Source organism: Streptomyces sp. NPDC058678, assembly GCF_042714835.1.
Classification (GTDB): Bacteria; Actinomycetota; Actinomycetes; order Streptomycetales; family Streptomycetaceae; genus Streptomyces.
On record NZ_JBHXSG010000009.1, the window covers coordinates 104,690 to 117,034 of the forward strand.

Sequence of the window (12,345 nt, forward strand, 5' to 3'; positions counted from 1 at the left end):
CAAGTTTGATTAGAGAAGGGTGGGTCAGTGGCCGACACGGCGATCACCGTCGAAGGCGCACACAAGAAGTACGGCGACAAGAAGGCACTGGACGGCCTTGACCTGCTGGTCGGGCGGGGCACGGTGCACGGCGTGCTCGGGCCGAACGGCGCGGGCAAGACGACCCTGGTCAGGATCCTGTCCACCCTGCTGCGGCCCGACGCGGGCCGCATCGAGGTGGCGGGTCACGACCTCGTGACCCAGCCCCAGGAGGTGCGCTTCCGCATCGGCTTGCTCGGGCAGCACGCGGCCCTCGACGAGGAGTTGTCCGGTCGCCAGAACCTGGAGATGTTCGGCCGCCTGTACCACCTGGGCGCCCGGCACGCGCGCGTGCGTGCCGGCGAACTCCTGGAGCGCTTCGGCCTCACCGACACCGGCCGCAAGCCCGTCAGTGCCTACAGCGGCGGCATGCGGCGCCGCCTCGACCTGGCGGCCTCCCTCATCACCGAACCGGAGGTCCTCTTCCTGGACGAACCCACGACCGGCCTCGACCCGCGCGGCCGCGCCGAGGTGTGGAACGCGGTCCGCTCCCTTGCCGGTGCCGGTACGACGGTGATGCTGACCACGCAGTACCTGGAGGAGGCCGACCAGCTCGCCGACCGCATCTCGGTCGTCGACCGGGGCCGGGTCATCGCGGACGGCACGGCGGACGAACTGAAGGCGATGACCGGGGGCGACCGGATCGACGTGGTCCTGCGCGACGCGGGCCAACTGGGCGCGGCCGTCGCCCTGTTGCCGCTCGCCGGCACCGGCGTGTCCGTCGACACCGACCGCCGGCTGCTCAGCGCCCCGGTCACCGACCGCATGGCGGCCCTGTCCGGGGTCGTGCGCGCGTTGGAAGAGGCCGGGATCGAGGCAGAGGACGTGGCCCTGCGCCGCCCGACGCTGGACGAGGTGTTCCTGCACCTCACCGGCGACGACCGAGTGGGCGACCACCGAGCGAAGGAGACCGCGTGAGCACGTACGCACTGACCGATTCCTGGACCATGACCCGGCGCGAACTCGCCCACTGGGCGCGGCAGCCGGTGCAGGTCGCGGTCAACCTGGTCTTTCCCGTGATGCTGCTGCTGATGTTCGGCTACCTCATCGGCGGCGGGCGGGAAGTCGAAGGGGGCTACGTCGACTACCTGATCCCCGGCATGCTCGCGCTCACCATGGCCTTCGGCCTGGAGGGCACCATGCTCGCCGTCACGCAGGACCTCAACAAGGGCGTGATCGACCGCTTCCGGTCCATGCCGATGGCCAACGGCGCGGTGCTGGTGGGCCGTTCGGTCGCCGACATGCTCCAGTCGGCGCTGAGCCTGACGGTGATGATCGGCGTCGGTCACGCGATCGGCTGGCGGACGCACGGCGGGGTCTCCGGCTTCCTCGGAGCCGTCGGGCTGCTCCTGCTGTTCCGTTTCGCGATGCTGTGGATCGGCATCCACCTGGCGATGGTGGCCGGCAAGCCGGAACTGGTGCAGGCCGTGCAGATCCTGGTCTGGCCGGTCGGCTTCCTCTCCAACGCCATCGCGACCCCCGAGTCCATGCCGGCGTGGCTGGGGACGGTGGTCGAGTGGAACCCCATGTCCCAGACGGCGACGGCGGTACGGGACCTGTTCGGCGGGCCGGGCGGGGAGCCGGGACATGTGTGGGCCGCGGTGGTGTGGCCGTTGGTGCTGGTGGGGGTGTTCTTTCCGTTGGCGGTGCGGAGGTTCGGGGCGTTGAGCAAGTAGGGCGGGGCGGCCCGGAAAGTCGTCGCGGGGAAAGGGGCGGTCCGGAAAGTCGTCGCGGGGAAAGGGGCGGTCCGGAAAGTCGTCGCGGGGAAAGGGGCGGTCCGGAAAGTCGTCTCGGGGATATGGGAACCCGGGCGCGGTGAGCGGTGTACCAGAAATGACAGTGCATCGCGGCCGGGCGGATCCGGTGGTCGGGGGGTTCCCATGAGTTGGGGCAGGGGCAGGGGCAGAGGCAGGGGCAGGGCGGTGGTGGCCGCCGTGCTGGGCGTGCTGGCGTTGACGACGGCGTGCGGGGACGCGGGGGCGGGCGGGCGTGCGCCCGGAAAGGCGGAGTTCACGCCTCCCCGTATCCCGTCGGCGCGGGAGCTCCCCGGCTTCGTGGCCGGCATCGGCTTCGCGTCGGACGGCAGTGGGTTCGCGCTGCTCGCGGAGTGCGGCAAAACACGGTGCCGGCAGAGAGTCGCCGTGCTCGACCGGGGCGCCGACGCGTGGCGGCTCGCCCGTTCGCCGCTGCCGGACGTGACGGGTGACCTCGGGATCACGGCGGGCCTGGTCGTCCTGGGGCCCGGCCGGGCGCTCCTCACGGACGGCACCTGGCCGCCCCCGGACGGGACCTGGTTCACGGGGGACGCGGGTCGCAACTGGCGGCGGGGCTCCAGCGAGCCCTCGGGGTCGACAGCGGTCGTGCCCGAAGGCGGTGCGCTGGTCGAGGACTGCCTGCGGACGGACCCGGAGGGGAACGGCTGCGAACGATCCCGCCTGGTCGCGGTTCTGCCGGACACGGGGGAGTACAAGGCCCTGGCCGGCCAGCCTCCGCTGGAGGGCGCGGTGCGGCCGGCGGGCGCGGTCGCGCCGGAAGCCGAGAGCGGCCTGGTCGGCGCGTCGGCCGAGGAACTGCTGTTCGCCTCCGGCAGTGACCCGGGCTCCGGTCGGCCCGCCCTCGCCGTCAGCGAGGACCGGGGGCGCAGCTGGCGGCTCTCCCGGCTGCCGGGGACGGCGGAGCACGGCTCGGGCGTGCACGTGGTCGGTGTCGCCCGGTCGACGCTGCTGTACGCGGTCCGGCCGGGCCTCCCGCCCGACGAGGACGACGTGAAGAACGGCCTGCTCGCCCTGTACCGCAGCACCGACGGCGCCCACACCTGGGAGCGGGTCTGGAAACACCGCAAGGGCGTCGAACCACGCTCGTCACTCGGCACCCCGGTCGCCGCCGCCGACGGCAGCCTCACGGTCCACGGCGAGGCCGGCGCCTGGCGAAGCGTCGACGGCGGCCGTTCCTTCACGGGGTCCGGCAGCCGGGGACTGGCCGGCTCGGTCACCCGGACGCCGCTCGGTTACCTGTGGAGCGACAGCTTCGGCGCCGGGAGCTTTCGCATATCCGCCGACGGGGTCCACTGGGCGTCCTTCGAGCTGGGCGACGGGAACTGACAGGGACGCACCGCACAGCGGACTCGGTGAGGGAAACCGGTGGCCGCCCCTTGGCGAACCAGGTCGGCGGCATGTCGGAGGTCCCGCCCGAGCACCGCCTCCCGGAGACTTTCCTGCCGCCCACGACCGCCTGGCATGGGCGGGTCTCCTTGCCTGATCGGCGGGTTCAGGTGACCGGGGTCCCGTCCTTGTGCAACTGCATCTGCGGCCGGCCCGTCACCAGCAGCCAGGCCGGCAGGGAGGCGATGCAGAGCAGGGCGAGGATCGCGGGGGAGGCCACCAGCACGGCGGCCGTGAACAGGCTCACCCAGCCCTGCCGGGTGATGGCGAGGAGCATGCCGAGGACGCCCGCGGCGACACCGAGCGCCGGATGGACGGCGGGCACCAGGGCATGGGCGCCGAGCCCGAAGGCGGTGCCGACGAACACCGCCGGGAAGATCCGCCCGCCTCGGAAGCCGCAGGACGCGGCGACGAGCAGCGCGGCCAGCTTCACCACGGTCATCGTCGCGAACTGCCCCGCCGACCAGCCGTCGGGGTCGCGGGCCAGCTCGCCGACCTCGTCCAGCCCCTTGAAGAGCGTCAGATGGCCGCCCAGGGCCGCCAGCAGGCCCAGCACCAGCCCGCCGGCCGGAAGGGCCAGTATCGGGTGGCCGAGCCGGGCGAAGGCGCCGTGGACGTACGGGAAGGCGTACACGGCGATCATGCCGAGCAGCGCTGCCGCCGAGGCGACCACCAGCGCCGCCAGCAGATCGCCCCAGCCGGGCTGCCCCAAGGCGGGCAGACGCAGGTCGAAGGTCGGTTCGTCCACCAGGGCGGTTGTCAGGGCGCCGGCCGCGGCGGCGACCAGCGGCGCGAAGACGCTGTCCCACAGCGCCCCCTTCAACTGCTTCCCGGCCAGCGCCTCGGAGATGACCAGCGCCGCCGCCACCGGCGTGCCGAACAGCGCGCCGATCGTCGCCGCTTCCGCCAGCGCCGGCCACAGGCTGCCCGGAACGCGGGGGAGCAGCCGACCGCCCAGCCAGAACGCGAGCGCCACGTTCACGGCGATGATCGGGTTCTCGGGACCGAGACTCGGCCCGCCCGCGAGCATGAGCCCGGTCGCCAGCACCAGTCCCGGCAGCACGGCGGGCGGGAGGACGGGGGCATCGAGCCCGGTGGTGGCCGGGTCGGGCCCGGCGTGCCCGGGCACCTTCCACACCACCAGCCCGACCACCACGCCCGTCGCGGTGAGCACGACGAGCATCCAGAGGACGGAGTACCGGCCGATCCCCAGCGCGTCCGGCAGGTTCTGCCACAGCACGTCCTGGAGTTCCTCGGCCGCCGCGCTCACCCCGAGGAGGATCAGACTCGCGCCCGCACCCACCACGAGAGCGGGGAGGACCAACGGCAGCAGGGCGCGCGCCGGGGTCGCCGGGGCGGTGGGCGCCTGCTGCGCGGGGTCCTGGGCCACGCGCTCACGATAGGGGGACAAAACGGACTGAACATCCGGAGGGAGCCGGCCGGGGGTCCGCCGCCCGGGCCCCGCCGGAAATTCGGCTTGCACCTCACGTCGCGTGAGGACCCACCGTGGAGGGCGTACCGGGAAGGGAGCGGACGAAGTGAGCTATTCCGTGGGACAGGTGGCGGGTTTCGCCGGAGTGACGGTGCGCACACTGCACCACTACGACGACATCGGCCTGCTCGTCCCGAGCGAGCGCAGCCACGCGGGCCACCGGCGCTACAGCGACGCCGACCTCGACCGGCTGCAGCAGATCCTGTTCTACCGAGAGCTCGGCTTCCCGCTCGAGGAGGTCGCCGCCCTGCTCGACGACCCGGCCGCGGACCCGCGCGCGCACCTGCGCCGCCAGCACGAACTGCTGACCGCCCGGATCGAGAAGCTGCAGAAGATGGCGGCGGCCGTGGAGAACGCCATGGAGGCACGCAAGATGGGCATCAACCTCACGCCGGAGGAGAAGTTCGAGGTCTTCGGCGACAAGGATCCCGAGCAGTACGCCGAGGAGGCGGAACAGCGCTGGGGCGGCACGGAGGCGTACGCCGAGTCGCAGCGCCGCGCCGCGAGTTACACCAAGGACGACTGGAAGCGCATGCAGGCCGAGGTCAACGACTGGAGCGAGCGCTACGACGCCCTGATGGCCGCCGGCGAACCGCCGACCGGCGAGGCGGCGATGGACATGGCCGAGGAACACCGGCAGCACATCGGCACGTGGTTCTACGAGTGCTCGTACGAACTCCACCGGAGCCTCGGCGAGATGTATGTCACCGACGAGCGCTTCAAGGCGTTCTACGACTCCATGCGCCCGGGTCTCGCCGAACACCTGAGGGACGCGATCACGGCGAACGCGACCCGCCGCACCTCCTGAATTCCCGGCCCGGGAGTCTCACTCCCGGGCCAGGACCACCGCCGTCCCGTAGGCGCACACCTCGGTGCCCACGTCCGCGGCCTCCGACACGTCGAAGCGGAACATCAGCACGGCGTTGGCACCACGCGCGCGTGCCTGTTCCACCAGCCGCTGCATCGCCTGGTTCCGGGTCTCCACCAGTGTCTTGGTGAGCCCCTTGAGCTCACCGCCGATCATCGACTTCAGACCCGCGCCGATCTGACTCCCGAGGTGCCGGGACCGTACGGTCAACCCGAAGACCTCTCCGAGGACCTCCTGGACCCGGTGGCCGGGCACGTCGTTCGTGGTCACCACGAGCACGTCCGGACGGGGCTCCTGGCCACCGCCGTATTCTTCGATACCCATGGTCCACAGCTTTGTCCCAGACGGACCACAGTGCATCCTGGGGGCGCCCATGGAACCTGGGCCACGACGGCTGCGTTGATACTTTTGGCAGCCAGCCCAGCCCGTCCCCCACACGCAGGAGCCACAAACCCGTGACGACCACGCTCGCGCTCGGCCCCGAGTGGATCAGCCCCGACTATCTGATCGAGACCTTCAGCCTGCCCGGCATCCTGCTGATCGTCTTCGCGGAGTCCGGGCTCTTCGCGTTCCTGCCGGGCGACTCGCTGCTGTTCACGGCGGGCCTGTTCGTGGCCGAGGGCAACTTCATCAGCCAGCCGTTGTGGCTGGTCTGCACGCTGATCGTGCTCGCCGCGGTGATCGGCGACCAAGTGGGCTACATGATCGGCAAGTTTTTCGGTCCGAGGCTCTTCAGCCGCCCCAACTCCAAGCTCTTCAAGCAGGAGAACCTGGAAAAGGCCCACGAGTTCATGGAGAAGTACGGCCCGAAGGCGATCGTCCTCGCCCGCTTCGTGCCGATCGTGCGCACCTTCGCCCCCATCGTGGCGGGCGCCGGTCGAATGAAGTACCGCACCTTCCTCACGTACAACATCGTCGGCGGCGTGTTGTGGGGCACCGGCGTCACCCTCGCGGGTTACTGGCTCGGCCAGATCGACCTCATCAAGAAGAACGTCGAGGCGATCCTCGTCCTGATCGTGATCGTCTCCGTGGTCCCGATCGCCGTCGAGTACCTCCGCGAACGCTCCAAGAAGAAGCGCGCCGCCGCTCAGCCCCCGGTCGCCGCCTACCAGCCCCCGGCCATGGACGACGCGACGACCCAACTCCGCCGCATCCCCCCGACCGACCAGCAGGACACCCAGGGCGAGCAGCAGTACGGCTACGACCAGCACTACGGCCAGCCCCAGCCCCAGCAGCAGCCGTACGCCCAGCAGTACCCGCAGAACTACGGACAACAGCCGTACGGCTCCCAGCAGAACGAGCAGTACCCGCCCCAGCAGGGCTACTGACAGCCGGACCAGGGGCGCGGGGAACTGCGCGAGCAACCACGACGAACCCGCGGCCGCCGTCCGCCGGAACCCTCCGTCCTCGCGGGCACCCGGCGCTCAGAACCCCCGCGTCCGTTTCGCGGCCCTTCGCCCCGCCGCACTCCCCGCCCCCGGCAACCGCAGGAACAGACGCGAGATCTCCGACCCGAGATTGACCCCGATGGCGATGGCCATCGCCAGCGCCGCCGCCTTCGACAGCGACACCAACCCCTCGTCGACCTGGTTCTGCGCGATGGACAACAGCCCGAAATACGTCGCGGAACCCGGCAGCAGGGGCCCGATCGCCGCCGTCGTGTAAGGCAGCGCGGAAGCGAACCGGTACCGGGACAGCATCTGGCCGAACAACCCCACCAGCCCCGCCGCCACCGCCGTGGAGGCGACCGGCGAGAGACCGCCCGCGTAGTGCATCGCGCCGTACACCGACCACGCGACACCGCCGTTCAGGGTCACCGCCAGCACGGTGGATCGTTCCTGCTGGAGCAGCACCGCGAAGGTCAGCGACAGCAGCATCGACGCGCCGATCTGCCACAGCGGCCGTTCGGAGTCGCCCAGTCCGGCGTCCGGGTTGAGGTGGGCGCCCAGTTGCACACCCACGTAGAGCATGATCAGCACCCCGACGACGATGCCGACGAAGAAGTACATGACCTCCAGCAGGCGCGCGGACGCGGTGATGTAGAAGCCGGTCAGACCGTCCTGGACGCCCGCCACGAGCGCCCGCCCGGGCAGCAGGGCGAAGAGTCCACCGGTGACGACCGCGGCGGCCTGCACGTCCACGTGCGCGAGCGTCAGGGCGATCCCGATCGCGGCCGGCGGCATCGCGGCGACGGTGAACTGGTAGAACTCCGGCAGTCCGCGTCCCGCGCACAGCCACGCCAGCCGGTCGCCGAGCATCGCGCCGAGCGCGGCCGCGATGAAGACGATGTAGTCACCGCCGACGAGCACGGAGGCGGAACCCGCCAGCAGACCGCTCGCGGTGGTCAGCACCCAGCCGGGGTACGGGTGCCGGTTGCGCCGGATCTCGGCGAGCCGCCGGTAGGCCTCCTCCAGGGAGATCGCCGTGTCGGGGTCGCTGAGGTCGTCGACCAGCCGGAACACGGCCGCCAGGCGCGTGTAGTCGGTGCCGCGGCGGCGGACCGTCCGGGACGCCGTCACCGGGTCCTCGACCAGCGACGGCTGGTACGAGATCGACAGGAGGGTGAAGGTGACGTTGGGCTCGCAGCGGTCCAGGCCGTAGGACCGGCAGACGGCGAACATGGCCGCCTCCACGTCCTCGGCGCCCTCACCGCCGGCCAGCAGCAGCTCGCCGATACGCAGCGTCAGGTCGAGCACGCGCGGAACGGCCGGCCCTTCCTCCTCGACCTTCTGCAAGAGCTCCGGCGCGGGCCGCTCGGCCACCGGCATCCGCAGCATCGTGCGCATCCGGTCCTGCCAGGGCGCGTTCTTGGTGAGGCTGATCACGGGGATGCCGGTCGCAGGGGTGAACGCCGGCGGGGCGTCCTTCGCGCTGTAGGTGCGCGGGTTGCTGAACGCCGACCCCTCGGAGTCCGCCGGCGGCGTCTGCGCGACGTCCAGCCCCTTGGGCAGGGCGAACTCGGAGGTGACCTCGGACTCCGTGCCGACGCCTCTGGGAACGGCCAGCCCCTGCGGAATCGCGAACTCCGACGTCGTGGAGGAATCGGCCGAATCCCCGACGACTGCGGTGGGGGCCGTGAACCGGCTCCTGGCCTCGTCCGACCGCGGCTTGCGGTCCTCCGCGTCCCTCACTCCGTAGCGCTCCCTGTACGACACGTTCAGCAAGCCTCAGTATGCGCACACATACGCGAAGGGGCCGCACGCGCATGCGTGCGGCCCCTTCGCAACAGCAGGATCAGTGACCGCCCTGGTCCTTGAAGCGCTTGTACGACCGCTCGATCTCGATCTCGGCGTCCGTACGGCCCACCCAGTCGGCGCCCTCGACCGACTTGCCGGGCTCGAGGTCCTTGTAGACCTCGAAGAAGTGCTGGATCTCCAGGCGGTCGAACTCCGACACGTGGTGGATGTCGCGCAGGTGCTCGACACGCGGGTCGGTCGCCGGGACGCACAGCAGCTTGTCGTCGCCGCCGGCCTCGTCCGTCATCCGGAACATGCCGATCGCACGGCACTTGATGAGGCAGCCCGGGAATGTCGGCTCGTCAAGAATGACCAGCGCGTCCAGCGGGTCGCCGTCCTCGCCGAGGGTGTTCTCGACGAAGCCGTAGTCGGTCGGGTAGGCGGTCGAGGTGAAGAGTCGACGGTCCAGGCGGATCCGACCGGTCTCGTGGTCCACCTCGTACTTGTTCCGCGAACCCTTCGGGATCTCGATCGTGACGTCGAACTCCACCGGTGACTCCTCCATGATCAACACATAGTTCTGGTGGTTAAGTGTCCCTCACGCAGGTGTGTGATCGCGAAAGGGGCTGGTGGTCGTGCCAGAGCTGAGGCCTTGGCGAGCCGCGAGACCGCGTGTGACGCGGGTCGCGAACGCCGTACGACCGCGTCTGGCACGGGCCGCGGGCGCCGTACGACCGCGTCTCGCGCGAGCCACCGCGGCCGCGAAACCGCGGGTCACACGGATCGCGCGGGCCGCGAAGCCGCAGGTCGCGCGGATCACGAGGCCGAAGACCTGGCAGTACACCGCGGGCGCAGCCACCGCCGGACTGGCGCTGGCCGGAGCAGTGGTGACCGCCGCCGGCCCTTGGGACTCCAGCGGTCAGCGTACGGCGGAGCGGGACCGGGCGGTTGCCCTGGAGCACACGGGTGGCGCAGATCACGATGGCTCGACCGGCACGTCCTCCGACACGGCGGGAGGGGCGCCCCGGCCGGCGCCCAGCGCGGCCTCCGTCCTCGCCGGCCTCGGCGGCGCCACGAACCGGGCCAAGACGGCCCCGACCGGACCGGCCCTCGCCGAGGTCCTGAACCCCCTCCTGAAGGACGCGGCACTCGGCTCCCGCCGCACGGCGGCGGTCGTCGACGTCGCCACCGGCAGGCGGCTCTACGGCACGGGCGCCGAAGAGGCCCTGACCCCCGCCTCCACCACGAAGATCGCCACCGCGGTCGCCGCCCTCTCCGCCCTCGGCGCCGACCACCGCCTCACCACCCGCGCCGCCCTCGAACCCGACACCAACGAACTCGTCCTCGTCGGCGGCGGCGACCCCACCCTCACCGCACACGAGGACGCCGGGGACTGGGCGAGCCTGCGCACCCTCGCCGACGACACGGCCGCCGCCCTGAAGCAGCGCGACATCAGCGAAGTCACGCTCTCGTACGACACCACCCTGTACGCCGGTCCCGAACTTCACCCCATCGGCGTCAACGACAACCTCGCCCCCGTCAGCGCCCTGATGGCCGACGAGGCACGCACGGACGACTCCGCGAGCGGACCCGCGCCGCGCGTGCCGGACCCGGCGGCGGACGCGGCCCGCACGTTCGCCGGCCTCCTCAAGGAGCACGGCATCAGGACCACGTCTCCCGGCCCCTCCAAGGCCACCGGCCGCGCCGAGTCCCTCGCCACCGTCTCCTCGCCCCCGCTCTCCGCACTCGTCGAACGCATGCTCACCAACAGCGACAACGACATCGCCGAGGCCCTCGCCCGCCAGACAGCCGTCGCGGCAGGCGAACGCGCCGACTTCGACGGCGCCGGCCGGGCCATCGGCGCCCGGCTGAAGCAGCTCGGACTGCCCGTGTCGGGCGCCGGCTTCAAGGACGGCAGCGGCCTGAACCGCGGCGACAGACTCACGGCGGACCTGCTGACGTCCCTCCTGGCGAAGGCCGGCGACCCGGCCCACCCGCAACTGCGCCCGGCCCTCACCGGCCTTCCGGTGGCCGGCTTCACGGGGACCCTGACCAGCCGTTATACGGACGGCGCGGCGGGAATCGTACGAGCAAAGACGGGCACTCTGACGGGCGTGAACACGCTGGCGGGAACGGTGGTGGACCAAAGCGGCCGCCTCCTGGCCTTCGCCTTCCTGGCGTCGAACACGACCGACCCGGCGGCGGCACAGTCGGCGCTGGACCGGACGGCGACGGCCCTGGCGGCGTGCGGTTGCAGGTAACCAGGCCCCGTCAACCTCGCGCGGCCCTGCCCCAAGCGGTGGCGCTCACGTACGGTTGACGCATGACGAGCATCGGTGGTGCCGAGATGGTCGACTGGAATCTCGCGGTGGCGACCGCGACCCGGCTCGTGCGGCCGGGCCCCGAGGTGAGCCGCGACGAGGCCCGGGCCGTCGTCGCGGAACTGCGCCGACATGCCAAGGCCTCGGAGTCACACGTCCGGGGCTTCACTCGTTTGGGGACGGAAGACACCCACGACACCCCGGTCCTCGTCGTCGACCGTCCCGGCTGGGTCCGGGCGAACGTCGCGGGCTTCCGGGAGCTTCTCAAGCCCCTGCTCGACAAGATGCAGGAGCGGCGCGGCAGCACTCCCGGCGGCGCGGTCCTCGGCGCCGTCGGCGGCAAGGTCACGGGCGTCGAGCTGGGGATGCTGCTGTCCTTCCTGTCCTCGCGCGTCCTCGGGCAGTACGAGACGTTCGCGCCGTCCACCCGCGACCTTCCCGCGGGCGAGAACGGCGGCGGCCGGCTGCTCCTGGTCGCCCCGAACATCGTGCACGTGGAGCGCGAACTCGACGTGCAGCCCCACGACTTCCGCCTGTGGGTGTGCCTGCACGAGGAGACGCACCGCACGCAGTTCACGGCCGTGCCCTGGCTGCGGGACCACCTGGAGGGTGAAATCCAGTCGTTCCTGGGGGAGACCGAGGTCGACCCCATGACCGTCCTGGAACGCATCCGGGAAGCCGCCCAGTCCCTCGCCGGCGGGCGCCCCGAGGGCGAGGAGGACGAGGGCGGCAGGTCCCTCGTGGAGATCGTGCAGACGCCCGCCCAGCGGGAGATCCTCGGCCGCCTCACCGCCGTGATGTCCCTCCTGGAGGGCCACGCCGACTTCGTGATGGACGGGGTCGGTCCGGACGTCGTGCCGAGCGTCGCCGAGATCCGCGAGAAGTTCCAGCAGCGTCGCGCCAAGGGGGCCTCCCGACTCGACATGGCGCTGCGCAAGCTGCTGGGACTGGACGCCAAACTCCGGCAGTACCGGGACGGCGAACGCTTCGTACGGGCCGTCGTCGACGAGGTCGGCATGGACGGCTTCAACCGCGTGTGGACGTCCCCGAACACCCTCCCCACCAAGACGGAGATCGCCAAACCGGCGGACTGGGTCGCGCGGGTGCACCGCAAGCCCGAGTCGTGAACAGGGCGCCGGGGTCGTGAAGCGATTCCGGCCGACGGCAGGCGAACGCCCCTCCAATCACCCGTCCGAGGGACCGTGAGCGATGGGTAGGCGTGCAATGCTCGGGGAACGGCCCGGTTCTG

Annotated in this window: 11 protein-coding genes; 7 read left to right on the forward strand and 4 right to left on the reverse strand. The window is 71.4% G+C overall.

All coding sequences use genetic code 11. The features are described from left to right. The first annotated feature begins 27 nt into the window (after positions 1-27). The 3 genes from ACFWWR_RS11820 (at position 28) to ACFWWR_RS11830 (ending at position 3,179) form a co-directional block, all read left to right on the forward strand. Positions 28-996 carry an ATP-binding cassette domain-containing protein gene (locus tag ACFWWR_RS11820; protein ID WP_383864554.1) on the forward strand — a complete coding sequence of 323 codons (969 nt, stop codon included), beginning with the start codon at positions 28-30 and terminating at the stop codon, positions 994-996. Then, complete coding sequence (locus ACFWWR_RS11825) at positions 993-1,754, forward strand: ABC transporter permease (RefSeq protein WP_383864551.1); 762 nt, start codon at positions 993-995, stop codon at positions 1,752-1,754. Before ACFWWR_RS11820 ends, ACFWWR_RS11825 begins: the two co-directional genes overlap by 4 nt. A gap of 246 nt (positions 1,755-2,000) precedes the next feature. Then, positions 2,001-3,179 carry an exo-alpha-sialidase gene (locus tag ACFWWR_RS11830; protein ID WP_384303074.1) on the forward strand — a complete coding sequence of 393 codons (1,179 nt, stop codon included), beginning with the start codon at positions 2,001-2,003 and terminating at the stop codon, positions 3,177-3,179. 166 nt (positions 3,180-3,345) lie between these two features. Here ACFWWR_RS11830 and ACFWWR_RS11835 read toward each other — a convergent pair whose 3' ends face one another. Then, positions 3,346-4,629, reverse strand: coding sequence for an ion channel protein (locus ACFWWR_RS11835; protein WP_383864545.1), 1,284 nt, complete (start codon positions 4,627-4,629; stop codon positions 3,346-3,348). A 148-nt stretch (positions 4,630-4,777) separates the two neighbouring features. Here ACFWWR_RS11835 and ACFWWR_RS11840 point away from each other — a divergent pair, with 148 nt between their 5' ends. Further along, entirely contained in the window at positions 4,778-5,539 is a 762-nt protein-coding gene (locus ACFWWR_RS11840; RefSeq protein WP_383864542.1) for a MerR family transcriptional regulator, read from the forward strand. A gap of 18 nt (positions 5,540-5,557) precedes the next feature. On the opposite strand, the gene ACFWWR_RS11845 is transcribed toward ACFWWR_RS11840, so the two are convergent. Next, positions 5,558-5,923: a YbjQ family protein gene (locus ACFWWR_RS11845; RefSeq protein WP_383864539.1), complete on the reverse strand. Its 366-nt coding sequence runs from the start codon at positions 5,921-5,923 to the stop codon at positions 5,558-5,560. Positions 5,924-6,054: 131 nt separating this feature from the next. Here ACFWWR_RS11845 and ACFWWR_RS11850 point away from each other — a divergent pair, with 131 nt between their 5' ends. Continuing rightward, on the forward strand, positions 6,055-6,927 hold the full coding sequence (locus ACFWWR_RS11850; protein ID WP_384303076.1) for a DedA family protein: 873 nt from the start codon (positions 6,055-6,057) through the stop codon (positions 6,925-6,927). Positions 6,928-7,023: 96 nt separating this feature from the next. Here the strand turns inward: ACFWWR_RS11850 and ACFWWR_RS11855 are convergent, their stop codons facing one another. Then, entirely contained in the window at positions 7,024-8,730 is a 1,707-nt protein-coding gene (locus tag ACFWWR_RS11855; protein ID WP_383864710.1) for a threonine/serine exporter ThrE family protein, read from the reverse strand. A 103-nt stretch (positions 8,731-8,833) separates the two neighbouring features. After that, positions 8,834-9,325 (reverse strand): inorganic diphosphatase, encoded by a 492-nt coding sequence (locus ACFWWR_RS11860; RefSeq protein WP_217234996.1) that lies wholly within the window; start codon positions 9,323-9,325, stop codon positions 8,834-8,836. A 124-nt stretch (positions 9,326-9,449) separates the two neighbouring features. Between ACFWWR_RS11860 and dacB the strand changes: the two genes are divergently transcribed. Together dacB and ACFWWR_RS11870 are read left to right on the forward strand one after the other, a co-directional pair. Further along, the gene (dacB, locus tag ACFWWR_RS11865; RefSeq protein ID WP_384303078.1) at positions 9,450-11,036 is read left to right on the forward strand and encodes a D-alanyl-D-alanine carboxypeptidase/D-alanyl-D-alanine-endopeptidase; all 1,587 of its coding nucleotides are present in this window, start codon (positions 9,450-9,452) and stop codon (positions 11,034-11,036) included. Positions 11,037-11,098: 62 nt separating this feature from the next. After that, positions 11,099-12,223, forward strand: a complete 1,125-nt coding sequence (locus ACFWWR_RS11870) for a zinc-dependent metalloprotease (RefSeq protein WP_383864532.1) — start codon at positions 11,099-11,101, stop codon at positions 12,221-12,223. Positions 12,224-12,345 lie beyond the last annotated feature (122 nt).